The organism is Chromatocurvus halotolerans (assembly GCF_004340525.1).
In the GTDB taxonomy this organism is placed as follows: Bacteria; Pseudomonadota; Gammaproteobacteria; order Pseudomonadales; family Halieaceae; genus Chromatocurvus; species Chromatocurvus halotolerans.
This window is the reverse complement of sequence record NZ_SLWX01000001.1, coordinates 110,575-135,209: the sequence shown is the minus strand read 5'-3', so window position 1 is coordinate 135,209 and position 24,635 is coordinate 110,575. Positions and strand designations below refer to the sequence as shown.

At 60.8% G+C, this 24,635-nt stretch carries 25 protein-coding genes and 4 pseudogenes; 16 read left to right on the top strand and 13 right to left on the bottom strand.

Going from position 1 to position 24,635, the window contains the following annotated elements; translation table 11 throughout:
* The first annotated feature begins 130 nt into the window (after positions 1-130).
* Entirely contained in the window at positions 131-910 is a 780-nt protein-coding gene (locus EV688_RS00630; protein ID WP_240624289.1) for an IS110 family RNA-guided transposase, read from the top strand.
* Here EV688_RS00630 and EV688_RS00625 read toward each other — a convergent pair.
* A protein-coding gene (locus EV688_RS00625; protein ID WP_420867050.1) for an IS3 family transposase occupies positions 873-2,041 on the bottom strand; the annotation gives its coding sequence in 2 pieces (ribosomal slippage) (positions 873-1,795 and positions 1,795-2,041; 1,170 coding nt in all). The genes EV688_RS00630 and EV688_RS00625 overlap by 38 nt on opposite strands.
* An 81-nt stretch (positions 2,042-2,122) precedes the next feature.
* Here EV688_RS00625 and EV688_RS00620 point away from each other — a divergent pair.
* A pseudogene (locus EV688_RS00620) lies at positions 2,123-2,434 on the top strand (transposase); the annotation flags it as partial.
* A 385-nt stretch (positions 2,435-2,819) separates the two neighbouring features.
* On the opposite strand, the gene EV688_RS00615 reads toward EV688_RS00620, so the two are convergent.
* The 4 genes and pseudogenes from EV688_RS00615 to tnpB form a co-directional block, all read right to left on the bottom strand.
* Positions 2,820-3,068 carry a transposase domain-containing protein gene (locus EV688_RS00615; protein ID WP_117316346.1) on the bottom strand — a complete coding sequence of 83 codons (249 nt, stop codon included), beginning with the start codon at positions 3,066-3,068 and terminating at the stop codon, positions 2,820-2,822.
* Positions 2,981-3,313, bottom strand: a pseudogene (locus EV688_RS17620) (IS66 family transposase). Before EV688_RS17620 ends, EV688_RS00615 begins: the two are co-directional and overlap by 88 nt.
* A 119-nt stretch (positions 3,314-3,432) precedes the next feature.
* Positions 3,433-3,492, bottom strand: a complete 60-nt coding sequence (locus EV688_RS17825) for a hypothetical protein (protein WP_420867052.1) — start codon at positions 3,490-3,492, stop codon at positions 3,433-3,435.
* A gap of 78 nt (positions 3,493-3,570) precedes the next feature.
* Positions 3,571-3,828: pseudogene (gene tnpB / locus EV688_RS17820) on the bottom strand (IS66 family insertion sequence element accessory protein TnpB).
* On the opposite strand from tnpB, the pseudogene EV688_RS00585 reads away from it, so the two are divergent.
* Positions 3,824-3,940 (top strand): annotated as a pseudogene (locus EV688_RS00585) (IS3 family transposase); the annotation flags it as partial. The pseudogenes tnpB and EV688_RS00585 sit on opposite strands and share 5 nt — an antisense overlap.
* Positions 3,941-4,010: 70 nt before the next feature.
* On the opposite strand, the gene EV688_RS00580 reads toward EV688_RS00585, so the two are convergent.
* The gene (locus tag EV688_RS00580; protein WP_117316340.1) at positions 4,011-4,817 is read right to left on the bottom strand and encodes a DUF547 domain-containing protein; all 807 of its coding nucleotides are present in this window, start codon (positions 4,815-4,817) and stop codon (positions 4,011-4,013) included.
* 547 nt (positions 4,818-5,364) lie between these two features.
* Here EV688_RS00580 and EV688_RS00575 point away from each other — a divergent pair.
* The 3 genes from EV688_RS00575 (at position 5,365) to EV688_RS00565 (ending at position 11,066) form a co-directional block, all read left to right on the top strand.
* Complete coding sequence (locus EV688_RS00575; RefSeq protein WP_162883846.1) at positions 5,365-6,618, top strand: MFS transporter; 1,254 nt, start codon at positions 5,365-5,367, stop codon at positions 6,616-6,618.
* Positions 6,619-6,866: 248 nt separating this feature from the next.
* Entirely contained in the window at positions 6,867-7,940 is a 1,074-nt protein-coding gene (locus EV688_RS00570; protein ID WP_338065929.1) for an efflux RND transporter periplasmic adaptor subunit, read from the top strand.
* 9 nt (positions 7,941-7,949) lie between these two features.
* Positions 7,950-11,066, top strand: a complete 3,117-nt coding sequence (locus EV688_RS00565) for an efflux RND transporter permease subunit (protein WP_117316334.1) — start codon at positions 7,950-7,952, stop codon at positions 11,064-11,066.
* Between the two features lie 7 nt (positions 11,067-11,073).
* On the opposite strand, the gene EV688_RS00560 is transcribed toward EV688_RS00565, so the two are convergent.
* The 3 genes from EV688_RS00560 to EV688_RS00550 form a co-directional block, all read right to left on the bottom strand.
* Complete coding sequence (locus tag EV688_RS00560; RefSeq protein WP_117316332.1) at positions 11,074-12,921, bottom strand: DUF885 domain-containing protein; 1,848 nt, start codon at positions 12,919-12,921, stop codon at positions 11,074-11,076.
* Positions 12,922-13,031: 110 nt separating this feature from the next.
* The gene (locus EV688_RS00555; RefSeq protein ID WP_117316330.1) at positions 13,032-14,057 is read right to left on the bottom strand and encodes an OmpA family protein; all 1,026 of its coding nucleotides are present in this window, start codon (positions 14,055-14,057) and stop codon (positions 13,032-13,034) included.
* Entirely contained in the window at positions 14,054-14,437 is a 384-nt protein-coding gene (locus tag EV688_RS00550) for a DUF4398 domain-containing protein (protein ID WP_117316328.1), read from the bottom strand. Before EV688_RS00550 ends, EV688_RS00555 begins: the two co-directional genes overlap by 4 nt.
* Before the next feature lie 193 nt (positions 14,438-14,630).
* On the opposite strand from EV688_RS00550, the gene msrB reads away from it, so the two are divergent.
* The 10 genes from msrB to EV688_RS00505 all read left to right on the top strand — a co-directional run bounded on the left by msrB (position 14,631) and on the right by EV688_RS00505 (position 21,438).
* Positions 14,631-15,194, top strand: a complete 564-nt coding sequence (gene msrB / locus EV688_RS00545) for a peptide-methionine (R)-S-oxide reductase MsrB (RefSeq protein ID WP_240624287.1) — start codon at positions 14,631-14,633, stop codon at positions 15,192-15,194.
* Between the two features lie 76 nt (positions 15,195-15,270).
* Positions 15,271-15,762, top strand: coding sequence for a Na+/H+ antiporter subunit E (locus EV688_RS00540; protein ID WP_117316326.1), 492 nt, complete (start codon positions 15,271-15,273; stop codon positions 15,760-15,762).
* Entirely contained in the window at positions 15,755-16,024 is a 270-nt protein-coding gene (locus EV688_RS00535; protein WP_205686562.1) for an MrpF/PhaF family protein, read from the top strand. The genes EV688_RS00540 and EV688_RS00535 overlap by 8 nt, the downstream gene beginning before the upstream one ends.
* Positions 16,024-16,314: a monovalent cation/H(+) antiporter subunit G gene (gene mnhG / locus EV688_RS00530; protein ID WP_117316322.1), complete on the top strand. Its 291-nt coding sequence runs from the start codon at positions 16,024-16,026 to the stop codon at positions 16,312-16,314. Before EV688_RS00535 ends, mnhG begins: the two co-directional genes overlap by 1 nt.
* On the top strand, positions 16,302-16,580 hold the full coding sequence (locus EV688_RS17520) for a Na(+)/H(+) antiporter subunit B (RefSeq protein ID WP_205686561.1): 279 nt from the start codon (positions 16,302-16,304) through the stop codon (positions 16,578-16,580). The genes mnhG and EV688_RS17520 overlap by 13 nt, the downstream gene beginning before the upstream one ends.
* Positions 16,577-17,242, top strand: coding sequence for an MnhB domain-containing protein (locus tag EV688_RS00525; RefSeq protein WP_205686560.1), 666 nt, complete (start codon positions 16,577-16,579; stop codon positions 17,240-17,242). The genes EV688_RS17520 and EV688_RS00525 overlap by 4 nt, the downstream gene beginning before the upstream one ends.
* On the top strand, positions 17,239-17,541 hold the full coding sequence (locus EV688_RS00520) for an NADH-quinone oxidoreductase subunit K (RefSeq protein ID WP_117316320.1): 303 nt from the start codon (positions 17,239-17,241) through the stop codon (positions 17,539-17,541). The genes EV688_RS00525 and EV688_RS00520 overlap by 4 nt, the downstream gene beginning before the upstream one ends.
* On the top strand, positions 17,542-19,002 hold the full coding sequence (locus EV688_RS00515; protein WP_205686559.1) for a complex I subunit 5 family protein: 1,461 nt from the start codon (positions 17,542-17,544) through the stop codon (positions 19,000-19,002).
* Entirely contained in the window at positions 18,992-20,503 is a 1,512-nt protein-coding gene (locus tag EV688_RS00510) for a proton-conducting transporter transmembrane domain-containing protein (RefSeq protein WP_117316318.1), read from the top strand. The genes EV688_RS00515 and EV688_RS00510 overlap by 11 nt, the downstream gene beginning before the upstream one ends.
* On the top strand, positions 20,500-21,438 hold the full coding sequence (locus EV688_RS00505; RefSeq protein WP_117316316.1) for a hypothetical protein: 939 nt from the start codon (positions 20,500-20,502) through the stop codon (positions 21,436-21,438). Before EV688_RS00510 ends, EV688_RS00505 begins: the two co-directional genes overlap by 4 nt.
* Positions 21,439-21,458: 20 nt before the next feature.
* Here EV688_RS00505 and EV688_RS00500 read toward each other — a convergent pair whose 3' ends face one another.
* From EV688_RS00500 to EV688_RS00485, 4 genes are read right to left on the bottom strand one after another with little or no spacing between them, the layout of a single operon-like run.
* Complete coding sequence (locus EV688_RS00500; RefSeq protein ID WP_205686558.1) at positions 21,459-22,757, bottom strand: serine hydrolase domain-containing protein; 1,299 nt, start codon at positions 22,755-22,757, stop codon at positions 21,459-21,461.
* 51 nt (positions 22,758-22,808) lie between these two features.
* A complete protein-coding gene (locus EV688_RS00495) occupies positions 22,809-23,480 on the bottom strand; it encodes a gamma-glutamyl-gamma-aminobutyrate hydrolase family protein (protein ID WP_117316314.1) in 672 nt (223 codons plus the stop codon).
* Positions 23,453-24,436, bottom strand: coding sequence for an amidoligase family protein (locus EV688_RS00490; protein ID WP_117316313.1), 984 nt, complete (start codon positions 24,434-24,436; stop codon positions 23,453-23,455). The genes EV688_RS00495 and EV688_RS00490 overlap by 28 nt, the downstream gene beginning before the upstream one ends.
* A gap of 17 nt (positions 24,437-24,453) precedes the next feature.
* A complete protein-coding gene (locus EV688_RS00485; protein WP_117316311.1) occupies positions 24,454-24,633 on the bottom strand; it encodes a PLDc N-terminal domain-containing protein in 180 nt (59 codons plus the stop codon).
* Between the last annotated feature and the right edge of the window lie 2 nt (positions 24,634-24,635).

Here is a 24,635-nt window from a genome sequence, read left to right as displayed (position 1 = left end):
GCGGTCGCAAGTCGCGGCACCGTTACAGAGTAAGCAATGGGATGGACTCCTCCTCACCCTAACAATTCGGCGTCGATGCGCCAGAATGGTAATTGCAAGACCACCATTCAGAGGATGAGGAGAAGCCCAGATGAACATTACGCGAGTTGGTGTTGATATCGCAAAATCTGTCTTTCATGTGCATGCCGTCGATGCTCACGAGCAGCTTCAGTGGCAGTGCAAGCTCAAGCGCGGCCAATGGCTTGACGCCCTATGTCGGCGACTATCTCCAGGCGCGGAGATCGGTATGGAGGCTTGCGCCTCGGCACATCATTGGGGTGGCGAGCTTCAGAGGCGGGGGTACCGTGTGAAGCTGATCGCTGCCCAGTTTGTCAAACCGTATGTCAAGAGCAACAAGAATGATCGCGTTGACGCCGAGGCTATTTGCGAAGCGATGGGTCGACCCGGCATGCGGTTTGTCAGTGTCAAGACAGTCGCTCAGCAGGACACACAGGCATCACATCGGATACGCGAGGAACTGGTGAGTCAGCGCACGGCCAAGGCCAACCAGATTCGCGGGCTGGTCGGCGAGTACGGCATCGTCGCCCCTGTCGGAATCCAAAGGCTGCGCCAGGCCTTGCCGCAATGGCTAGAGGATGCGGCGAACGGACTGACATCGGAGTTTCGTGTTTTGTTGACCGGGCTGGCTGAGGATCTACGGTATCTGGATAACCGAATACAGGCGCTTGATGAGAACATCGCCCAGCAGGTGAAAGAGGATCCAGTGGCGCAACGCTTATTAAAACTACGTGGAGTCGGCCCGCTCACCGCAAGCGCCTTAGCAGGCGCCTTGGGGGACGGATGGAGTGGTCAAGCATTTTGTGACAACCCAGTTAAGCCGCTTTCTTCAATTCAGCCATCGCTGATTTGAAATCGTTGGGAATGCTGTAATCCAAGGCTGAATGCAGCCGCCGACTGTTATAGAACATGGCAATGTAGTCCAGAATATCCTGCTGTGCCTCGACACGGGTCTGGTAATGCCTCCAATGCACGCGCTCTTTCTTCAAGCTGGCAAAGAAGCTCTCTGCCACCGCATTGTCCCAACAGTCACCCTTGCGGCTCATGCTGCCTACCAAGCCATGGGCTTTCAGCAGCCGGCGATACGCTTTGCTCGCGTACTGCGACCCTCTGTCCGAGTGAACAATCAAACCAGGCGCTGGACGCCGTCGCCATAGCGCCATGCGTAACGCATCGGTCACTGCTTTCGTCTTCATCCGTGAGCTCATGCTCCAGCCCACGACTTCGCGTTTAAACAGGTCGATAAACACCGTCAGGTACAGCCAGCCCTGCTGTGTCCAGATATAGGTCAGGTCAGATACCCACGCCTGGTCCGGTCCCTCCGCCGTGAACTGTCTTTGCAGCACGTTCTCAAATACCGGCTGCTTGTGATTGCTGTTCGTCGTTGCCGTGTACTTCTTTCGGTAGCGTGCTCGAATCTGCGCTTCACGCATCAGGGATCGCGTTTTGCGTCGTCCCACAGGATATCCCAGCGCGTTCAGCGCCCGCCGCATCCGCCGCGACCCGTAGCTGTAACCACTGGACTTGGCGACTTCCTTCACTGCTGCCAGCATGCCCTCGTGCTCCGGATCCGGCTGCCGGTATAGTTGATACACGCAATACCGGTAGTAGGCATTGCGGCTGACACCCAGTAGTCGACACATCAGATCGACAGGCCAGGTCTTCTTGTGCTGGGTGATGAACGCATATTTCAACGCGTTTCCTTGGCAAAGAAGACCGTCGCCTTTTTTAAGATGTCTTTCTCCATCTTCAGGCGCCGCACCTCGTCTCGGAGCTTTCGAATCTCGGCTTGCTCAGCAGTGAGCTTGCCATTGCCGCGAAAGGCCGTGCCATCGTCCGCCTCGCTCTCCTTGATCCACCGGCAGAGCATGTTGGCGTTAATGCCCAGACTGCGCGCAGCTTCTGCGCGGCTGTAGCCATGCTCCAATACCAGGCTGATAGCATCCAGCTTGAATTCCTTTGAGTACTTCTTCCTCGTGTTCATGTCGTACCACCTCCAGTTCAGGACATTATCCTTAACTGGGTTGGTCACATCTATTGAGCCACTTCAGGAAGCGCCTTCACCAAGGGACGTGACTTTGCAGCGTCCCTTGGGCTCACACCGCGCCAGCATAGTACCGGTGGAAGGGATCGCCTTTTGGGTATCAGTAAACGCGGTGATCACTATCTGAGGAAGCTGCTGGTTCATGGCGCCAGAGCAGTGATTCGTCATGCGAAGAATCGGGATGACGGACTCAGCCAATGGCTGAAGGAGTTGTCGTCGCGCAAACACGTTAACGTGGTTACCGTGGCGCTGGCGAACAAGACGGCGCGAGTCGCGTGGGCCGTGGTGCACAACGACGCGGCCTATGATCCGGCACTGGTGGCCGGTTGTTAAACACGGCGGAACCGATTTGATGGTTAATTGCGGAGGATAGACCACCACGATTGCAGAGCACTTTGCTTGATGGCGAACAGGTTGAACCGACGTCGGAAAAACCCTTATCGATCGAGGAGCTGAAAAGCTCGTGTAAGCGAATGGGAGCCGACGTGCGAATAGCCCATCAGGGTCCGATGCCTACAGACACGGCATCATCAGAGAGACCGGATACACGTAGGCAGTCGTACCTTGACGCGATCAGACATAGTGCTTGCAAACGAGGAGGAGTCCATACACGATCAGCAAACACCGTCATTGACTCGTTACTCGCGAGCTAAGCGGTTGCAGCTTTTATCGGAAGCTAACGTAAAACACGTGTCGCGCCTGCTCGGCCGCACAAGCTTCATCCGTTTGCCGCTGACGGTTGCCAAGGCAACAGCGTCTCTATGGCATCCAACGTCTCGGCCCTCGGCAATTCCGTAAAGACACGACGCAGGTAATCGTAGGGCTCCAGGCCATTCGCCTTGGCAGTCTCGATCAACGAGTAGAGATTGGCGCCGGCTTTTACGCCGGCGATACTGTCAGAGAACATCCAGTTCTTGCGGCCCAGAACGAATGCTCGGATCGCATTCTCCGCAAGGTTGTTGTCCATTTGCAGCCAACGTGTGTCAGGCTATTGGCAGCGACCACGGCGTTGTAGCCGTCGTAACCATCGGTCTGAAGGTAGCCTGCAAAGCACTCCAGCAGTTACATGGGCACCGCTTGGCTCCGACTGGGGTCGTAATCAAACAACACGACCGACTCGCCCGGCGGCCCGCGCCGCTGCAGCCACAGGTAGGAACGGGATTGCGCGGTCTTGCCCGCTTCCTTCAGGACCTGCACCGTCGTCTCATCCATCTGTAGGACGTCGTACGCCAGCAGATGATCCCGCATCAGATTGATCAGAGGCTGCACAGGGTGCCACCCCGGATCATCCAGCTCGCCAGGGTGGCCTTGAGGATGTCGACACCTATCCGTTACAGGATCGTCTCCTGCCGGTGCAGCGGCAAGGCATCCTGGTATTTGGAGACGGTAATGTGGGCGAGCAGGCCCGGCGAGGCATTGCTCTTGGGAATCGGCTGCGGCGGCGATGTTCCGGTACGGTTACCGCGTCATCATCGCTGGCGCTGATGAGGCTTCAGCTGGCTGATGTCGTAGCCATCCAGCAGCCAGTTGAGCTGCTGCGCGCTCAGTGTAATGACGTCGTCTCTCCACTTATGGGGCCAGTGGAAGCGATCCTGCTCCAGGCGTTTCTGTCATAAACAGAAGCCGCTGCGTTCCCAGTAGCGCAACTTCACCCGATCCCGCCGCCGGTTGCAGAACACGAACAGGCGCTCGGCAAACGGGCTGTGTCCTATGGACGCCTCGACCAACGCCGTCGCCGAGTCCTTCTTCAGCAGCCTGAAAAAGGAGCGTATAAAGAAACGTATCTACAAAACCTGCGAACTGGCGCGAGCAGACGTGTTCGATTACATATCATCATTCCTTAAAGTCGTGCAGGCACCGGCCTCTCCCGGCTACCGATGCGCCGGCCGTATTGAACGGGAACACACAACTAGTGGGCCGGTGGCCCGCTGTCATTCAGGCGCCAGTCATAGTCGGTGTAACGGATGTCCACATTGCCGGCCTGCAGCGCTTCTGTCTGATTCGCGGACAGTCCCAGCGCCCCCGAATAAAGAACAAGGAAATCCGTTAGCGAGTCAGTGCCGCGCCAACCCGCCTCGAAGTCCTCCCGGTACCATTTGAAGAGGGGCGAGACATACAGCCGACCGTCGCGCCAGCGGTTGCGACTTCGATCCTTTAGAAAATTCCGTGTCTGTGCTTCCAGCTGCGCGTCTAGCCTGTCCGCGACGTACGCCTCTGCACGGAGCGCGGGACAGCCAATGCTCGCGCAGTTCACGGCAAAATGGATCCGCGGTTCGTCGAATTCACCGGAGCCGCGAATCATGCCATGTTCAATGTCGTCGAGCGTGCGCTTCTCGCCGAGGAGCGGGGCGATGGCCTGTTTCCAGGGGGAGCCGAACCAGCCACCAATATCTTTTATGGAGGCGATATCCGGATATTCGTCGAGTATCAGCTCGACTGTCCAGGCGTTATAGGCATTGATCAGGAAAGCAAGACGCTCCGACTCGGGCCATTCTGCGAATGTCTCCGCCTCCACGTCAGAGAGTCTATGCAGGTAGCTGCGCAGTCTGTCCCGCTGCCGCTGGATGCCCGCGTAATCGATGGCAGTGCTGTCGCCGTTTTCCGCGGCAGACACAAAGCGATCCAGCAGCCGGCTCCAGTCGCTGTGATCAAAGGCGGCAACTCCGCTGGTGAACGCCAGGCAGGTAAACAGTGTGGCTAACCGTAGTCCATTCATGATTGGGCTCCGCAAGGGGCTGCTGATCCGAGACGTTTTATCCGTTACACCTTGGTCCTATCCTGAATCAGACTGCTGAAAAGGACAACGCTGAACATCATGCCTGCAGGGCGTATTAGTAGGGCAGTTCGGTGGGAAGTCGCAGGACCGTTGCGAGAGCGCTCTCGCCGCGCAGTGCCCCGATATCCGCAGTGGACGCCATGCAATCGTTACCGCCGCGATCCTCTTTCGCAGCAAACGGTCAACGGCATTGCCGGTGCCTCGGTGCTCGGCGATCTTCGCATTCCACGACTTTCCAGAATTGGGTAGACTATCAACGTCTTGCGGTTTCTCCCTTCCGTGACCTCCCGGCTAAGTGAATCACTATGAACCAGTCTCCTTCCTGGCAGCCGCTGTACGTCGTCAGTCTTGTTGACGCCCTTGAAAGCGGTCTCCCCACCGCAACTCATGCGGCGGGTGTCATGGATGACGCACGGCAAGTGCAGAGCACGTTGAACACGGCAAGTTCCGGATGATGCAGCAGAGCAGTCGAGCGCGGTGGCTTTATATGGCCAGTCTGATTCTCGCCGGGGACAGTATCTATCTGCTTGTTTACATGCGTCAGAGTTACCAGACCAGCATGCAGGAGGTCTTCGGTGTCACGTTCACGCAACTGGGCGTAATGAATTCCATGTACGGACTGCTGGCTATCACGGCGTATTTTGCCGGCGGCTGGCTGTCGGACAGAATAGCGACACGGACACTGCTCGTATTCTCGCTGTTTGCCACCGGTTTGGGTGGCTATTACATGGCCACCATTCCCAGTTACCCCATGTTGCTTGCGCTGCATGCCTTCTGGGGTGTTTCGACGATCCTTACCTTCTGGTCGGCGCTCATCAAGTCTGCCCGTTTGTGGGGGTCAGCCGGCGACCAGGGAAAAACTTTCGGGATTCTCGATGCCGGGCGTGGTCTGGTCGGCGCCATCATGTTTACCGCCGGAGCCTGGGTGTTTTCCCGTTACGTATTTGTCGCCGATGGGCTTATCGCAGTAATCATGCTTTATGCCTCGGCCTCTATCGTTGCCGGATGCTTCGTATGGGCGTTCATCCCCGAAGATTCCGCACACGGTTCATTGAGAGGAGGAAAACGAGAGGCCGTGCCCGCGGGACAGCTGCGGCTGGTTGTCAGGCTGCCTGCCGTCTGGCTACAGGCGTTCATCATTCTTCTTGCTTATTGGCTGTATCTGGGGTCCTTCGAATTCGCGACCTTTGCTGAAAAGGTTTTTGGACAAGATAAATTATTTGGAGCGACCCTGAGTGCTTACAGGGAATGGCTGCGTCCACTATCTGCCATCACCGCCGGGATTCTCGCCGATCGTATCCGTCCTACGCGCGCTGTCATGATTTGTTTTGTCGCCGCGGCTGTGGGATATGCCGTGCTTGCGGCGGTGCCCGGTGACGTTGCACTTCTCTGGATGCTGTGGATACAGGTCGCTACGGTGGCAATGGCTGTGTTTGCCCTGCGCGGCATTTACTTTGCTCTTATGGAGGAAAGTCGCGTGCCGCTTCTGGTAACCGGGACGGCGGTGGGTCTGGTGTCGACAATCGGCTTTACCGCCGACGTTTTCGCCTACCCGATGATAGGCTGGTTGCTGGATACCTTTGGTGCAAAGACAGGCTACACCTACTACTTTTCGTTGTTGTCCTGTGCTGCCACGGTTGGGTTTGTCCTGACGCTGCTTCTGGCCGGGTACAATCATCGCGGGTCGCTTTCGCCACTCGCCACGAGTGAGGCGTCGCAGGATCAACGAGCACCGGACTGATCGCCGCTTTCCCGCCCAGTAGCGTCTGCAGTGGATGCCGCTGCAGGCCTGGTTGCTGCCCCAGGTCTATGCTGCCCCAGCTGCCTTTCAACCTGGTCCCGATTTGTTATAGCATTATGGCGGCATGTCAGACCTGAACGCGTCGGAAGAGCAGTACCTTGCTCTGCAAGGCGGGCAAACACAGGCACTATCCGGGCAAGCAGCGCCGGGCAGTCAATGTCACATTCCAGCAGAGGTGTCGAGACAGCGTGTGCGTATTCCGATTGGCTTATGCCTCTTCTTTTTTTCTCGCGGTGTTTCTAGCGGCGTGCGGTGAGCCAGCCAGGGAGGGAGCCAGGGCGCCTTCCCTCTCGAAGCCAGTCCTGGTGGAGTCGGTCAAGGCGTCCATACAGTCCATCCCGGTGATTGCGGAGGCGGTGGGGACATTGCGGGGCAACGAATCGGTTACCCTGATGGCCAAACTGACTGAGCAGGTCAGCGCCACCTACTTTGAAGGAGGGGAGCTGGTTCAGGAAGGCGATGTTCTGGTCGAGCTGATAGATGTGGAGCAGCTTGCCCTGCTGCGCGAGGCAGAGGCCCGGCTCAGGGAAACCCGCCTGCAGCTGGATCGACTGACGTCACTCGGGGCTGAAATCGCCACGGCTTCCGAAATCGATATCGCCAAGACGCGCGCTGATGCCAACGAGGCTCTGCTTGAGGCTCTCCGGTCGCGCATCACCGACCGCACGATTCGCGCGCCCTTCGATGGCATTATCGGGTTTCGCCAGGTCAGTGTTGGCGCGTTGCTGACACCCGGAACTGTCATTGCGGAGCTTGACGATATTGATCCCCTGAAGCTGGATTTCACGCTGCCAGAGGCCTACCTGTCCCGCATTGAGCAGGGTGATGCGGTGGATGCCGAGACGGTGGCCTGGGAGGGGGAGCGCTTCTCGGGCACAGTGACTCGCATTGGCGGCCGCGTCGACCCAGTCACCCGTGCATTTCCGGTGCGTGCCCTGATCAGCAACAGCGATGCGAGACTCCGACCGGGAATGCTCATGACCCTACGCGTATCCCTGGGTGATACGCAGAGCATTGTTGTTCCCGAGAGCGCGCTGCTCCAGGTCGGCGGCCAGAGCTCCGTCTATACGATTGACCTGGAGGGCTTTGCGCGCCGTGTACCGGTTGAGATCGGCAGGCGCCTGCCGGGTGCCATTGAAATTGTGTCGGGTATTGCCGCCGGTGACCGGGTGGTAACGACCGGGCAGCTCACGCTCAGGCCCGGAGCCCGGGTCGAGGAGGCTGTGTCCGCGCAGTCGTCTTCTGTCGATGTCGCGGACTAGGATGCGCGCATGAGACTTCCCCAGATTTCCGTCCAGCGACCGGTATTTGCGACGGTTATCGCCCTGTTGCTGGTCTCCTTTGGCATCATGTCGTTTCTGCAGCTGTCTACCCGGGAATATCCGGATATCTCGCCCATTCAGGTTTCCGTGGTCACCGACTATGAGGGGGCCGCCGCCGACGTGATCGAGACGCGCATTACCAAGCCGATTGAGGACGAGATCGGCGGTATTGCGGGAATCCGCACCATCCGCAGCACCAGCAGTGATGGCCGCTCGATCATCACGGTGGATTTTGTCATCAGCCGCGATCTCGACGCTGCGGCTAACGACGTGCGTGACCGGGTCTCCCGCGCCACCGGTCGCCTTCCGGATGAGGCGGAGCTACCCCGTGTGACCAAGGCCGACGGCGAGACCTCGGCGCTGGTGTATATCAGCGTCGAAGGTGGCGGGCGGTCTCCCATGGAAACCACAGACTACACGGAGCGCTACATCGTCGACCGTTTTGCGGTCCTTCCGGGGGTTGCGTCGGTCAACATTTTCGGCGGCTCATCCCGATCCATGCGCGTGTGGCTCGACCGCCAGAAACTCAGCGCCCGGGAGCTCACTGTCAGCGACGTGCTCGAAGCGCTGCGGCGGGAAAACCTCGAGCTGCCGGCCGGACGACTGGAGTCCCGCCAGCTGGAGTTTCCCGTGCGGGTAAACCGGGGCTATCGGACGGCCGAAGACTTTCGACGCCTGGTGCTGCGGCAGGGGGACGACGGACATCTGGTGAGACTGGCGGAAGTGGCCCGGGTGGAGGAGGGGCCGGCCACCGTGAGACGCGTTTTCAAAAGCAACGGTGTCGACAGCCTTTCCATCGGCGTTTTCAAACAGTCGGACGCCAATACCATCGATGTTCTGGACGCTGTCCGGGCCGAGATCGAGGCGCTTGAGAGCGATCTGCCGCCGGGAATGGGCGTGTCCGCCTCCGGTGACGCTTCGGAATTCATACGAGCGGCGATCAATGGCGTTTACTACACTATCGCGCTGACCATAGGCCTCGTCTCTGTCGTGATATTGCTATTCCTCGGGACCCTGCGAGCTACGCTGATTCCGGTGGTATGCATACCGGTGTCTTTGCTGGGGGCGGTGATTGCGCTGCAGGCCCTGGGCTTTTCCCTGAATCTCATCACCCTGCTGGCCATGGTGCTGGCGATCGGGCTGGTGGTGGATGACGCGATCGTCGTGCTGGAAAACATCTACCGGCGGATTGAAGAGGGCGAGCCGCCGCTTCTGGCGTCGGCGAACGGCGCGAAGCAGGTCGGCTTTGCGGTTATTGCCACGACTGCCGTTCTGCTGGCCGTTTTCAGCCCCGTTCTTTTCCTGCAGGATGCCTCCGCCCGACTTTTCGTTGAACTGGCCGCTACCATCTCCGTTGCCGTGGTGGTGTCATCAATTCTGGCGCTGTCTCTGGTTCCCATGCTGTGCAGTCAGATTATGCACAAGGGAGGATCAAACAGCATCCTCAGCCGTATCGTGGATAAAAATCTGGGCGCGCTGCGCCGCGCTTACGAGCGTACCCTGCGTGCTCTGCTCAGGCACGCATGGACAGCGCCGCTGCTGGTTGTTGCCGCGCTGGCAGCCTTGCCAACGCTGCTGGGTCAGCTTCCTCAGGAATACATTCCCGTAGAGGATCAGGATTCCGTGATGGCGCTGATCACTGCCCAGGAAGGCACCAACATAGGGACCATGCGTGGCATTATCGAACGTCTCGAACCGCCGCTGCTGGAGCTGGAGAAGTCCGGCTCACTGAACCGGGTGCTTTTTGTCGCGCCGTTCCGAAATTCCACCTCAGCCTCGGTGGCGTTCTCGCGCATTTCCATGGTGCCCTGGGATCAGCGGGATTACAGCGCCTTCGAGCTGTGCGACCGGCTGCAGGAAGAATGGAGTGCTATTCCCGGTATCCGCACGCAGGTATTTTTGCCCGCGGGCCTGGGGGCGCGGGGTCCGGATACGCCGGTGCAGTTCGTGCTGCAGGGCCCCGATTACCTGACCCTGGCGCAGTGGCGTGACACCCTGATGGACAAGGCCCGGGAAAGCGGCCTTTTCGGCATGCTGACCTCTGATCTCAAGGAAAACCAGCAGCAGGTTCTGGTCAGCGTCAGTCCCTCGCGTGCAGCGGCGATGGGGGTCAGTACACGGGAAGTGGCCGAAGCCTTGCAGGCACTGATGACGGAGCAGGAGGCGACAACCTATGCTGTTGACGGCGAAGAATACCCGGTCATTGTGCAATTGGAGGAAGAGCAACGAGTCACGCCAGACGATATCGGCAATATTCGCGTGCGAAGTTCTGGTGGAGCCCTGATACAGCTCTCCAACCTGCTGGCCACCGAGAGCAGCGCGGGGATTGCCACTCTCAATCGTTTCAATCGCCTTCGCTCCGTCACGATTAACGCGACCCTGGCTGAGGGGGTGTCACTGGGCGAGGGGCTGAGCTTCCTGGAATCCAGCGTTGCGGAACATCTTCCCGCAGCGGCAAAGGTGGATTACCGGGGGCAGTCCCTCGACTACAAGGAATCCACCGGCGATATCTACTTCGCCTTCGGGCTCGCGCTGCTGGTGCTGTTCCTGGTGATGGCGGCGCAGTTCGAGAGCTTTGTGCATCCGACGGTGATCATGGTGACGGTGCCTCTGGCCCTGATGGGCGGGCTCCTCGGCCTGATGCTGATGGGCATGTCGTTCAATCTGTTCAGTCAGATCGGCATGCTGATGCTCATAGGCATTGCCACGAAGAACGGTATTCTGCTGGTCGAGTTCATCAACCAGGTGCGCGATGAGGGCGTCGATTTCGAAGAAGCGATCGTCCGGGCCTCGATACTGCGACTTCGGCCGGTACTGATGACGGCGGTTTCGACGATTGTCGGCGCCTTGCCGCTGGTCCTGATGGAAGGTCCCGGTGCCGCCAGTCGGAACGTGCTCGGCGTTGTTGTCCTGTTTGGCGTCTCGGTGGCGACGCTGTTCACGCTGTATCTGGTGCCTGCCGTCTATCAGGTGATCGCCCGTCGTACCGGTTCTCCCGAGGCCATCGCGCGGCAGATGGAGGCGCTGGCCTCTGTGCAGGAACCGTATCGGTCGCCGTCGTCCTGAAAAACGGTCAATGGCTGTCTACGGCCTGTCTCTGCCAGTCTTTTACCCTGCGTTCGAGGAGCGGCAGCGGGAGCGATCCCGCTCCGATCACCGCGTCGTGAAAGTCGCGGATGTCGAACCTCTCGCCAAGTTCCTGTCTGGCGAGTTCCCGCAGCTCCAGAATCTTTATCATGCCAAGCTTATACCCGAGCGCCTGTCCGGGATTGACAAAGAATCGCTCTACCTCCGTGACGATATCGCCCTCAGATAGCGGCGTGTTCTCGCGGAAATAGGTTATCGCCTCTTCGCGGCTCCACTTTTTCGCGTGGATGCCTGTGTCGAGAACAAGCCGCACCGCGCGCCAGAGTTCATTCTGCAGGCGGCCAAAGTTGTCGTAGGGGTTCTGGTAGAAGCCCATTTCCCGTGCGAGCTGCTCTGCATACAGCGCCCAGCCCTCGGTGAACGCGCCGTAGCCTGACTGCCTGCGAAAGCGCGGCAGGCCATCGAGCTCCTGTGCCAGGGCAATCTGGAAATGATGGCCCGGCACCGACTCATGATAGGTGATTGCGGTGAATACATACTTCTGGACGCTGCTCATGTCAGCGAGAATCGCGTAATAAATACCGGGCTTGCTGCCGTCAGCCGATGGCCGATTATAGAATGCGATGCTGGTTGAGTTCTCGCGCCAGGGTTCAACGCGGCGCACCACAAGGTCGGCCTCTGGCAGCGCGTTGAAGTAGTCATCGACAACCGAATAGATCTCTGTGATCTGGGCCCGGGCATTTTCCAGGAATTGCTCTCTGCCCGCATCTGAGTCTTCGTGATAATTGTTCGGATCGTCGCGGATGAACTCGAAAAACTCGCGCAGGTCGCCGTCAAAGCCCACCTCGCCAATGGTGCCCCGCATTTCATAGTGCAGGCGGTCAACCTCGTCAAGACCGATCTGGTGGATGTCGTCGGGCGACAGCGACAGGGCGGTGTGATGCAGAATCCGATTTCGGTAATAGGCATCTCCATCGGGGAGTGCCCAGACTCCGTGATTGCTGTCGGCCAGCCCCTGTTGACGCTTGACTTCGTTGATGAGCGCGTCAAAACCCCGCCTGAAGGGACCGTTCAGCGCTGCAGAGGCGTCTTGCAGCAACGCCTCGCGGTCTGCGGATCCAAGGGGTAGCGTTGCCAGCTTGTCGCGAAAATCGGCATAAACCGTGTTTTCAGATGACGCGTCGTCGATGGGTGCGCCCGAAGCGATACGGGTAGCGTCAGTGATGATTGCCGGGAAGGAAAAAGCCGGAGGCACAACGCCAAAGCTGGCGCGGTCCTTTAGCTGCTTCACATAATCGAGCAGTACGCCCTCAAGTCCGGCAATGCGAGAAATATAGTCTTCGGCGTCCTCCCTGGTGTCGATCGGGTGATTGTTCTGCAGTACGGTGATGAGGTCTGTCAGCTGTCCGTTGAACTGGTCAACCACGTAGGCATGTCGACGGAAGTCACTGTCCGCGATCAGGCGCTTGCCGTTGAACATGAAGAGGTCATGGCTCAGCTGCTCTGCGGGGTCCAGAGAAGCGTAATCGTAATCCCTTTCAAGACGTGCCAGATCATCGCGTGTCCGCGCCACTCGCGCGGCATGCGCCTCATCGGACACATCGTCCCACTCACCCAGGCGCTCGGTCCGATAGCCGAGCCGCGATTGCATCACCGGGTGCCTGGAGAGTTCACGCTCGAAAACCTCTTCGAAGAACGCGTTGATCGGGACTGGCCCGGTTGCAGCCTCCCGGGCAGTGGCCGCAACATCCGGTGCCCGCTGACAGCCCGCAGACATGGCCAGGGCGAGAAACAATCCCGTGCAGGATGCACGCCTGAATAACCTCATGGACATTGTTGGCTCCGCTCGTTCGACTTCTTTTTCTGGTCCTGCTGATGCGTGCTGCGCCCTGTGCGGGAGCTGTAGGGCGTGCACAACACAGATTGATGCCCGCCCTGTTCAGGTCAAGACTCGCGTTCCGGGACCTGTTGCTCGTCGTCAGAGATCACGACCTCGACGCGACGGTTCAGCTGTCGCCCTGATTGATTGTCGTTAGAGGCAACCGGGTAGTCCGGACCAAAGCCGCGGGTGCGGATGCGCTCTTCCTCCACGCCGCGTTCGATCAGCGCAGCTTTCACGGCATCGGCGCGACGCTCAGAGAGTCCGAGGTTGTAGTCACGCGCACCGGTGGAGTCGGTGAATCCTTCCACGAGGACCTGTCGTTCACCGTACTCGGCGAGGAAGGCAGCAATCTGCTCGATCGTGCGCTCGGCACCGCCGCGCAGGTCAGCGCTATCCACGTCGAACAGAACGTCGCTCCCGAGTGTCAGCACGAGTCCACGCTCGGTGGGACGTGCCTCCAGGTCGGCGACCTGCTGCTGCAGTCGCTCGGCCTGTTCGCGCATTTCGCGGGTTTCACGCTCCAGCTCCTCGGCACGCGCCTCTGCCATCATGCGCTCGGCCCGTGCCGTTTCCGCCTCGCGCTGGGCCTGTTCACGCAGTGCCTGTGCTTCGCTGGCCTCGAGTTCGGCGCGCATGCGCTGGGCTTCCTCGGCGAGACGAGCGGCCTCGGCGCGAGACTGATCGGCACGGGCGAGAGCCGCCTCCCGTTCTGCACGAGCCGCCCGGGCTTCGAGCTGGACACGCTCCCGTTCGCTGCGCAACTCACTCACGCGGTTGTCGAGACCGCGACCGCGCGCCGATTCGGCGGCAATGCCGACCTGGCGCTCGGCGAGGTAGGCCTGGTGCGACACGACGTCCTGCGTGGCACCCTGTTTCCAGGCAGTCTCGGCGGACTCGAGCAGTTCCTGCGCCCGCCTCAGTTCCACCACCGCGAGCCGGGATATCTCGGAGTCCTGCGCTGCTGCCGCGACACTGGTCCGGGCCTGCTCAAGCGCGGGATTGGGGTCCGGCGTGGTCGCACACGCAACCAGAATAAGACTGAAGGCCAGGGCAGTCGTTCGGGTGGCAAAAAATCGGAATACTGTCATTGGCGATCTCCCGGGGTCGATTGCTCAAGTGTGCGTGCCACTTCGGTTCTGAGCTCGGCGATGCCGCGCTCCAGTTCTTCAACCGCTTCGCTTGCGCGTTTGCTGCGCGCTCGGAATGCCGCGTATCGAGCATCCATTTCCGCCTGCTGCGCCAGCTGCAAAGCGGTTTGGTTGTCACCCGTCTGACGCGCCTGCTCTGCCTGTTCGAGTTTCTGGCGCGCCTGGCGCAGGTCGAGTTCGGCGTGCTCGCGCGCGCCGGCGTCTTCTGCATTGGCCACAGCGGATCTGGCGACAGCGAGTTCCTCATTCGGGACCGGTGGCTGGGAGGCACACGCCGCCAGTAGCGGCACGGTCAGGATCATGGGTATCAGGAGTTTCATTCGGATTCCTCATGTTTCGGGAATGACTGCGCCGCACAACGGTTGATGGGTGGCTGCCGGCGCTCGCTACACGATAATTCTCTCCACTATAACAAGGCGCGGCGCGGCTTGTCGCCTCTGCTGCGGAAGATAGCGCTGGCGGGAATCAAATCCGTTACCATTGACAGTCACACGATGTGTCGGAGGCTTTCGCGTGTCACACGGAAAAAATATCAGCAGGCGCAGTCTGCTGGGACTGACAGGCATGGCGCTGGCGATGGCCGCCCTGCCTGCCTGGTCACGCCGTACCAAGGAGATGATTGAAACTATGCAGGAAACCTGGAGAGATTACCTGGCGGAGGGAATGGAATCTCCATCCCCCGCCGACAAGATCAGCCTGGACGAGGATGCCTGGCGCGAGCGGCTGGGCTCAGCTGCCTATGACGTGCTGCGGGAGGAGGGCACGGAAAGACCCTTCACCAGTCCGCTCAATGATGAGAAACGCGACGGCCTCTATCTTTGCGCGGGCTGCGATCTACCGCTGTTCACATCCGCCATGAAATTCGACAGCGGCACCGGCTGGCCGAGTTTCTTCACGGTGATTCCGGAGCACATGGAAACCAAGCGCGACTTCAAGCTGATATGGCCGCGCACGGAGTACCATTGCACGCGCTGCGGCGGGCATCAGGGCCACGTGTTCAAGGACGGCCCTGAGCCGACCGGCGAACGCTGGTGCAATAATGGTGTGGCCCTGCGCTTCGTTCCGACAGCCGCCTAAGCCGCGACGGTTTTGACCGCCGACTGCGCCTGCGTATATGCTGTTAATACGCTTCTTGCACCGGTGAGACAGGTAGATGGCGGAGATTTCCGGCTTGTCATGGACAGGGGTAATCAGACAGGCCGCAGTGCTCGGTGGTCTGTGGTTGATACTGACCGGAGCAGACCCGGGGTCCCTGGTGGTTGGCGTTCCGGCGGTCCTGTTTGCGGCACTGGTCAGTGATTTCCGTGGGCGAGGCACGTCGATCCGGATCGTCCCACTGCTGCGGTTTCTTCCGGTGTTTCTTCTGCGGTCTGTCGTGGCCGCGTTCGACGTTGCGCGGCGAACCCTGGCCGCCGGCCTCCCGATATCTCCGGGGCTGGTGAGTCACGACCTTACTCTGCCGCCGGGCGCGTCGCGCGTGGTTTTCATGAACACGGTATCCCTCCTGCCCGGCACGTTGTCGGCCACGCTTAAGGGCGATCGCTTGACCGTTCATGTGCTTGACGACGGCAGGGATCACCCGGCGGAGCTCGCCGCCCTGGAGAAGACCATGGCGGGAATCTTCCCAGGGGCGTCTCGTGACTGAGACACTTCTGATACCGCTGTCACTCTTTCTGCTTGCCAACCTGCTGGCCGGTCTCTGGCGACTTGTGGTCGGACCCACGCCCGCGGACCGTCTGTTGACCTCACAGCTGTTTGCTACCACCGCGGTGGCGATACTCCTGTTGCATGCGGAGTGGCAGTCTCTCCCGGCGCTGCGCGATGTCGCCCTGGTTTTTGCCCTGCTGGGTGCCGTGACTGCCGTGGCCTTTGTTCGCCGAACATCGCCGGCGAGGGACGCCGAGTGATGGCGTGGCTGGCCTCGGGATGCCTCTTGCTGGGTGGCTTCTTTTTTCTTGCAGGCACGCTGGGATTGCTGCGTTTTCCCGACGTCTACTCACGTCTGCATGCCTTGACCAAGGCAGATAACGTGGGTCTGGGGCTGGTGATTGCTGGTCTCTCGCTGCAGTCCGGGTCGCCGGCGGCAGCCGGTAAGATGACTCTGGTCTGGCTCCTGGTGCTCGTTACCAGCTCCAGCGTTGCCCACCTCGTTGCCCGCGACAGCCTGCGCCGGGGGGAGAAGCCATGGTCGGGATGACGCTGGTGAGCTGGGCGTTTGACATTGCCCTTGGCGCAGCACTTCTGTGGCTCGCCTGGCGCTGTCTTTTCACGCGCAACCTGTTTGAGTCAGTTGTGCTGTTTGTGGCTTTCGGCCTGCTAATGGCGATTGCCTGGATGCGGCTTGAGGCGCCGGATGTCGCGATGGCCGAGGCCGCCATCGGCGCCGGTCTCACCGGCGCGCTGCTGATGTCTGCGCTGGCGAGGCTTGAGCGGCCGCGGACGGGTCAGGAGGAGGGCCGGTGACCGGGGTTGTGCGCTGGGCGTTTGCGGGTTTGCTGGCAGTGCTCGCTTTCGGGCTGGCAAGTGTTGTCCTGCAGATACCGGGAACCGGCAGTGCACTTCGGTCGCAGGTAATGGCGCAGCTGCCTCAGTCCGGCGTTGATCACGCCGTTACCGCGGTGCTGCTGAATTTCCGCGGCTATGACACGTTTCTCGAGTTGGTCGTGCTGTTGCTGGCGCTGTTTGGTGCGTGGGGTCTGAGCGACAGCATCGATGAGGCTCCGCTGGATACTGACATCGACGTGCTCACGGAGCTCGTTGCGTTCCTGGTGCCCGTGCTGATTGTGGTGGCGGCATACCTTCTGTGGGTGGGTGCCTATTCGCCCGGTGGCGCGTTCCAGGGCGGTGCGGTTCTGGCCGGGGCAGGGGTTCTGCTCAGTCTCTGCGACCCCGGCTGGCGCAGTCGGCGGGTCGAGCGCATTGGTGAGGTACTGCTTGTCCCGGGCGTCCTGGTTTTTCTGCTCGTCGGCCTTGCCAGTATGCTCCTGGGGGGGCAGTTCCTTGAGTACCCAAGGGACATGGCGGGTTCGCTGATATTACTGGTTGAAGGCTTTGCCATGCTGTCGATTGCGGTCACCCTGCACACCCTGTTTGCCGGCACGCCGCGTTTCGGTGGCGGCGCGTGACACCAGCACAGCTGTACGCACTCGTGGGCATCGGTCTGTTTTTCGTCGGTCTGTATGCGCTGGGCGTCCGGCAGCACCTTCTGCCCCGCATTCTGGCGCTTAATATTATGGGCAGCGGTGTTTTTGTCGTGCTTGTGGCGCTTGCGCGACGCTCCGATGGGGTGGATCCCGTGCCCCATGCCATGGTCATAACCGGTATTGTCGTTGCGGTATCGGCAACGGCGCTCGCTTTGCGGCTGATGCTGCGCGTCGCACATGCCACAGGCAGCGCAACGCTGACGGACACCGGGGACGAGTAGGTGTCGGGTGTTTCCCTCCTGGTGCAGCCTGTGTGGCTGATCCTGCTGCCGCTGGTCGGCAGCATTATGGTTTTTCTGCTGGCATCGAGGCGCGCAGCGGTGGGTGTTGCCGTTGTCGCTGGCAACCTCGCTCTCGTGGCCGGGTCGATTGGCCGTCTCGGCATTACCGGGCCCTGGCAGCACTCGGTGGGTGGCTGGGGGGCGCCACTGGGCATAGACCTGTACCTGGACGGCCTATCGGCGACGATGCTGGCGATGACGGCGCTGGTGTCGCTGGGTATCAGCGCGTATTCCGCGGCATATTTCTCCGCGGCGGCGGCCCGGCACTTCTGGCCCCTGTGGCTATTGCTGCTGACGGCGATGAATGCACTTTTCCTGTCGCGTGACCTGTTCAATCTGTACGTCACCCTGGAACTGGTCGGTATAGCCGCCGTTGCCCTGACCGCCATGCGCGGCCAGCGCGAGGCGCTGGTGGCGGCCATGCGTTACCTGCTGACGACGTTACTGGGATCCATGTCCTATCTGCTGGGCGTTGCGTTGCTTTATCACAGCACTGGCAGTGTTGACATGGTGCTGGTGGGCGAGGCGCCGATTCCCGCGTCGGTGGCCGCCGCGGCGTTTGCATTGATGGCGGTGGGCCTGCTGCTCAAGACCGCCCTGTTTCCGTTTCACTTCTGGCTGCCGGGTGCCCACTCCAGTGCGTCGGCGCCGGTCAGCGCGGCGCTGTCTGCCCTGGTAGTGAAGGTGGGGTTTTACATTCTTCTGCGCCTGTGGATTGAAGTGTTTCCCGCTCTTGGCGATGGGGTTGCCTGGCTTCTGGGGATCCTGGGCGGCGTTGCGGTTCTGTGGGGCTCGCTGCAGGCCATTCTGCAGCAGCGGGCCAAGATGCTGGTGGCGTACTCCACGGTCGCGCAGCTGGGCTACTTTTTCCTCGCCCTGCCGCTGGTCGCCGCGGGTGGCAGCCGGGTCTGGGGAGCGATTGTTCTGCTGGTGATTGCGCACGCTCTGGCCAAGGCAGCGATGTTCATGGCGGCGGGCAACCTGCTGGCTTTCGCCGGCCACGACAGGATCCGCGATCTGGATCGCGTGGTGCAGCGCATGCCGCTGACAGCGGCGGCGCTTGGGCTGGCGGGCGTGAGTATCATGGGCCTGCCCCCCAGTGGCGGCTTCAGCGGCAAGTGGCTGCTGCTGCAGGCTTCGCTGGAGCAGGGGAACTGGCCGATCGCCCTGGTCCTGCTTCTTGGCGGCGTCCTTGCAGCGGTTTATGTCTTCAAACTGCTGGAGCATATATTTACCAGCGGTACGCCGTTGGGCGAGCCCCGGGCGGTCGCACGCACGATGGAGTGGGCGCCACTGATGCTGGCGATTGGCGCTATCGTTCTCGGCTTCCTTGCGACAACGACTCTGGACTTTCTGATCATTGGTGAGCCCTTCGTGCCTGGACGTCGCGATGATTATTAGTCCGGCTTTCAGTTCGACGCTGCCGCTGGCACTGGTCGCCAGCTCGCTGCTGCCCGGCCTGATCATCTTTGCGCTGGCGGAAGAGAGCGTGCGCCTGCGCACTGCGCTTAACCTCCTGGGCGCGCTCTCCAAGCTGTTGCTCGTTGCGCTGATGCTTTGGGGTGTCTATCACGACGCGGCGTTTGAAACCCGCTTTGAATTGTTGCCCGGATTGCCGCTTATCCTGCGAGCGGACGCGCTGTCACTGCTCTTCATCACGCTGTCTGCGCAGCTGTGGTTTCTTACAACGATCTACGCGGTCGGCTATCTGGAAGAGTCGCCACACCGCAGTCGCTTTTTCGGGTTCTTCAGCCTGTGCGTGACCGCCACTGTCGGCGTTGCCATGGCGGGCAATCTGCTGACCTTCATTCTGTTCTATGAAATGCTGACGCTATCCACGTATCCCCTTGTCGTGCATCGCGGAACCCCGGTGGCACGACGGGCGGGTGAGGCCTATCTGCTGTATACGGTGCTTGGCGGGGTCCTGCTACTGCTTGGCGCAGTCTGGCTTTACACGCTGACGGGCACGCTGGAGTTCCGGCCACAGGGCATCGTCAGTGACCTGGATGTCGGTGATCACAAGGCGCTGATCATTATCTTCGTTCTTCTCATGGGCGGGCTGGGGGTGAAGGCGGCGCTGTTGCCGCTGCACGGCTGGTTGCCCAAGGCGATGGTGGCGCCGGCGCCCGTCAGTGCACTGCTGCACGCCGTGGCCGTGGTGAAGGCCGGGGCGTTCGGCATTGTGCGGGTGGTCTACGATATTTTCGGTATCCAGTTTGCCGCTACCCTGGGCGTAATGATGCCGCTCGCCTGGCTGGCCAGCGCGACCATCATCTATGGTTCCGTGCGCGCGCTGTTCCAGGATGACCTGAAACGGCGCCTGGCCTATTCCACGGTAAGCCAGGTGTCGTATATCGCGCTCGGGGTCGCCCTGGTCGGTCCGATTGCCAGTGTTGGAGGACTCGTTCACCTGGTGCACCAGGGGCTCATGAAAATCACGCTGTTCTTCTGCGCCGGAAACCTCGCCGAAACCCTCGGTATTCACAGGATCAGCGAGATGAACGGTGTCGCGCGACGCATGCCGTGGACGATGGCCGCGTTCACGGTAGCCTCTCTGGGAATGATCGGCGTGCCCCCAGTCGCGGGGTTCATCAGCAAATGGTACCTGGGCCTCGGCGCCATGGAAGTCGGCGCTGACTGGGTTCTTCTGGTCCTGGCAGGCAGCAGTGCCCTCAATGCGCTGTACTTCCTGCCGATACTGTATCGGGCCTGGTTCCTGGAGCCTGAGGGCGACTGGCCGCAGGAGCGGCACTACCCCCGTGCCGAGACCTCGCTTGCGTTGCTTATACCCCCGGTTATCACAGCATCGCTGGCGCTCGCCGCGGGTCTGCTGGCATCGGTACCTTTCAGCCCGCAGGAATGGGCAAAGCTGGTGGTGGTGCGGGAGTTTCTCGACCCGTGACAGTATCCCTGCCGACATTCCATTGGCCCCTGGATACCGTGCTTCTTGGTAGCGGCCTGGCGGCAGGGCCCCTGGATTGGGTCCTGCTGGCGACGCTTGCCATACTCTGGCTCATCTTTGGCCTGTGGCTGTTGCGCGGCCCTGCGCCAGTACGCCGGGGCCGGACGCTAGTACTTCATGCAGTCGCGGGTCTCGGTCTGGCAGTGGCGGCTCTCGCCCGGGATGCGGCGCTGTTCTATTCCGGCGTTGCCATGGCGGGCTACGGTACCGTCGCGTTGTTGTTGATCGCCCACGGCGCCGCTCATGCCCGGACTGCCGCTGTGCAGGTGGCGCTTATGGTGTTGGGCGATCTGGTCCTGTTCGAGATGCTGGTCTCACTGTACTCACAGGCATCTTCCGCCGAATTCGACGAGCTGCGGACAGCCTATGCGATCAAGGGGCAGGGTGTGTCTTTTGTCTCGGCCCTGCTGGTGGTCACTGGCGGCAGCAAGGTGGCGGTGCTTTTACTGTTGGTACCCGTCACAGACCGACTGCCGGCGTGGCGTCCGGGTGCGGCGTCGGGGCTGCTCTGTGTGGCCCTGGTGTCTGGCGTTCTGCCGGTGGTGCGGCTGGTTGATCCGCTGCTGTCCTCAGCGAGCGCACGCTACAGTCTGCTGGCCATCCCAGCGGCAGCCATTTTTCTCTGCCTGCTGTTTGCCCTCTGTATCCTTGGAAAGTCACGCCTTGATGCCGCAGCCCAGCGTGTATCGACGCTGGCTTCCCGGTCCGTGACTTTGGGTGTCAGGGGCCTGGCGACGCTGGAGGCGCTTGCGCGGCATGTCGCACCGATGGCCGCTGCACTGGAGCAGCGGATGTTATCCTGGCCTTTCGCCGTAGCGGCCGCTGCCACACTGGCATTGCTGCTGGCGATGACCTTTGGCGGCTTAGTGGCCTGACAGCGCCGCGGCTCCTCCGCTCAATCGATCAGCGCCTGGTAGACCAGTGTCCTGAACTGGTCTCCCAGCTGCGTCTGGTGGGGAACGCTCTGCGTCATGAAAATGGCGATGATTTCTTCCTCGGGATCAATCCAGAAGCGGGTGCCAGCCGCACCGCCCCAGCCATAGCTGCCCGGCGAGCCGATTTCCCCGCTGATGCCGGGGTCCAGTGTTACCGCCACGCCCAGCCCGAATCCGCCGGCGCTGGTCAGGCCCTCGGTATCCAGGCCGGCAACGTGATTGCGACGCATGTGCTCCACCGTGCGCGGCGACAGCAGCCGCGTGCCATCAAGTTCGCCGCCATTGAGCAGCATCTGGCTGAAACGCAGATAGTCGCTGGTGGACGACACCAGACCACCCCCGCCGCTGGCAAAATACCCTCCCTCGATGAACGCTTCACTCAGGCGTGGGTCGGCGACTTCCAATGTCTGCGAGCGACTGAGTTTCCAGGGATCGTTCCAGCTGATTTCCGTGCCCTCGGGGGAGTACAGCTGGGCGAGTCTCGAGGCCTGCGTGGATGACAGCACAAATGCGGTGTCGTGCATGCCCAGGGGTTCAAAGATACGCTCACGAAGGAAGGTATCAAAGGCGCTGCCGGAAAGGACCTCTACCAGCCGACCCTGCAGGTCGACCGCGACACTGTAATGCCACCTTTCACCGGGGTCGTACAGCAGGGGGAGTGAAGCCAGGCGACGGGTGAAGGTCTCGAGATCGGGCGACTGCAGAAGTTCGGTTTCACGGTAAGCTTTATCCACCGGGGTGTTGCCGAACACACCATAGGTCAATCCCGCGGTGTGCCGCAGCAGATCCCGAATGGTCGGGGCGCGCGCGGGCTCACGCAGGGTGGCGTCGCCGTTGTCGGCTTGCGCAGCGAGAACCTTGAGCCCGGCGAACTCCGGCAGATATTGTGCGAGCGGATCATTCAGCTGAAACCGACCCTCCTCATACAGCATCATCATTGCAACCGACGTCACCGGCTTGGTCATGGAGTAGATGCGGTAGAGTGTGTCTGTCGTTGCGGGCATGTCGGCTTCCCGATCACGCATGCCGAAGGTCTGGCGATAGGCGATCTCGCCGCGTCTGGCGATCAGTGCCTCACCCCCGACCATGATGCCGTCATCCACGGCCCGCTGCAGGTGGTCAGTAAGCCGCTGCAGCCGCTCTTCGGAGAACCCCAGCGAATCGGGTTGCCCCTGGGGTAGTGGTTGTGCACTGGCGTTGCCAAGCACGAGCCAGAGAAGAACGGTCAATCCTGTTGCACAAGTCAGGCGTTGCATCATGAGTCAGGCCTCGTGGTTTGAAAGTGGCGATTTATTCGGTAGCTGATGGGATTATTGCGTGTCCGGTTGCGCAACCAGCCATCGGAACAGGGCACGCTGGGCTTTCAGGTAGAAGAGGTATTCTGGATGCCATTGCACGCCGATGATCTTTTTTGCGGTGGTCGACTCGACGGCCTGCACAAGATTGTCGAGATCGCGGCCAACAACCTTCAGCCCTTTCCCCGATTCCCTGATCGCCTGGTGATGCAGGCTGTTGACACGCAGGCGCTGGCTCTCACAGGTTATCGCCATCTGCGAGTGCGGTAGAAGGGTGACGGTCTTCGTTGGCAGCAGTCCGGGCCGGTTATGGGTCTTGCGCCGCATCTTACGGATGTCCTGGTGCAGATTGCCGCCGAGTACCACGTTGATCAGCTGCGCTCCTCGACAGATACCCAGCAGCGGCTTGTCATTGTCCAGCGCATAGCGGATCCAGCGGATCTCCAGTTCGTCGCGGGCCTTGTCCGTTTTTACCGGCTCGCGAATATCGCCCTCGTAGTGCTCGGGGCCGATGTCATTTCCGCCGCCAATTACCAGGGCATCAAAGTCACTTTCGCCGTCGCCATGACGCACGCTGATACGCACCGCGCTGGCACCGGCAATCCACAGTGCCAGCCGCGTGCACCACCAGGCCGGAGCCCAGCGTCGCGCAGCGCCGGTTACGCCAACCCGCGGTCGTGCAGCCATTGGTCCATATATGCTACCCAGGTGTTGCGTTTGACGCCGAGGATTGCGCGATGCTGTTCCAGATAGCGTGCCGAGAGTGTATCCAGGTCCTCCTGCCGTTGTGCCAGCTCGTCGACGGTCCACCAGACATTCCAGCTGTCGGCCAGCGACCAGTCACCGCGATCGATCTGGCAGTTCGGAAGACGGTAGTGAAAGGTGGGGCGCGACTTGATGCGGTCATCGGGCACGGCTGACTGCACGGCAGCCGCGTCGATCTCGCTGAACAGCGGCAGCATGTCGAGCGCCCGGTTTCGCGTCGGATTGTGTGACAGGTAGTCTGCAATGAGCTGCGTGGTCTGCGGCGCCGTTGTCGTTGAAAAAAGCTGCCGAAGGTAGGCTTCCGGGTAAAGATCGACATAGCTGCTCGCGCGGCGGGTCAGATCGACGGCGTGCGCTTCCACCAGCCACCACTGCAGCAGACTGAACGCACGAAGATAGTTCCAGATCGTGGCGTTATCCAGCCCCGGACAGCTCGGGTTGATATGCACCCCGTAAGCTGCAATGAAGGAGTTGCCGGTGCCCTGGGCGCCGGCTTTCCGGAGGGCTTCCGTGAGCGGCAGCAACTCGTCAAGCCGATTGATGGCGAGCGGGGGACAGACGACCTCTACCGGAACCACCAGTTCTGCTGCCTGACTGAGCAGGCTTACCCAGTCGTCCGCGGCAACGCCGCCGGATTCCTCGGCCTGCTGCTTGAGGAATTCCCAGTCCAGTTCCACGCTGATGACGCCGAAATCGCGAATCTCGAGATCGCAGGCGGCGGCGGTCGCGTTCTTCCGCGTGGCGGGATACGCGCCCTCGACCGCGGCAATGGCACCCGCCAGGGACAGGCCGGTGAACTCGATCTCGAAGCCGATGGTTCGCAGATCACCATTCCCGTCACGCTGTGCGCTGGGTTGCCTGAAGGCGGGTGTGGGCATGAGTCAGTGCGGCGCGTTCAGCCCTTGGGGCCAAAGATGAACCAGGCGAGCAGCCCGAATACAGGCAAGACAAGAATCACCAGTGTCCAGATAACCTTGGCGCCGGTTCCCGCAGAGCTCTGGACTGTCTTGATGATGGCGTAAATCGCAATTGCCAGCCAGATAAGACCCAAAAAACCACCGGTTTCAATACCCATAT

Coding starts and splice junctions, on each gene's coding strand:
- EV688_RS00540 (WP_117316326.1), top strand. CDS start 15,271: ATGGCGGAGATTTCCGGCTTGTCATGGACAGGGGTAATCAGACAGGCC.
- EV688_RS00490 (WP_117316313.1), bottom strand. CDS start 24,436: ATGCCCACACCCGCCTTCAGGCAACCCAGCGCACAGCGTGACGGGAAT.
- EV688_RS00510 (WP_117316318.1), top strand. CDS start 18,992: ATGATTATTAGTCCGGCTTTCAGTTCGACGCTGCCGCTGGCACTGGTC.
- EV688_RS00630 (WP_240624289.1), top strand. CDS start 131: ATGAACATTACGCGAGTTGGTGTTGATATCGCAAAATCTGTCTTTCAT.
- EV688_RS00615 (WP_117316346.1), bottom strand. CDS start 3,068: ATGGACAACAACCTTGCGGAGAATGCGATCCGAGCATTCGTTCTGGGC.
- EV688_RS00495 (WP_117316314.1), bottom strand. CDS start 23,480: ATGGCTGCACGACCGCGGGTTGGCGTAACCGGCGCTGCGCGACGCTGG.
- EV688_RS00485 (WP_117316311.1), bottom strand. CDS start 24,633: ATGGGTATTGAAACCGGTGGTTTTTTGGGTCTTATCTGGCTGGCAATT.
- EV688_RS00550 (WP_117316328.1), bottom strand. CDS start 14,437: ATGAAACTCCTGATACCCATGATCCTGACCGTGCCGCTACTGGCGGCG.
- mnhG (WP_117316322.1), top strand. CDS start 16,024: ATGGCGTGGCTGGCCTCGGGATGCCTCTTGCTGGGTGGCTTCTTTTTT.
- EV688_RS00555 (WP_117316330.1), bottom strand. CDS start 14,057: ATGACAGTATTCCGATTTTTTGCCACCCGAACGACTGCCCTGGCCTTC.
- EV688_RS00565 (WP_117316334.1), top strand. CDS start 7,950: ATGAGACTTCCCCAGATTTCCGTCCAGCGACCGGTATTTGCGACGGTT.
- EV688_RS00580 (WP_117316340.1), bottom strand. CDS start 4,817: ATGAATGGACTACGGTTAGCCACACTGTTTACCTGCCTGGCGTTCACC.
- EV688_RS00575 (WP_162883846.1), top strand. CDS start 5,365: ATGGCCAGTCTGATTCTCGCCGGGGACAGTATCTATCTGCTTGTTTAC.
- EV688_RS17520 (WP_205686561.1), top strand. CDS start 16,302: ATGGTCGGGATGACGCTGGTGAGCTGGGCGTTTGACATTGCCCTTGGC.
- EV688_RS00560 (WP_117316332.1), bottom strand. CDS start 12,921: ATGTCCATGAGGTTATTCAGGCGTGCATCCTGCACGGGATTGTTTCTC.
- EV688_RS00500 (WP_205686558.1), bottom strand. CDS start 22,757: ATGATGCAACGCCTGACTTGTGCAACAGGATTGACCGTTCTTCTCTGG.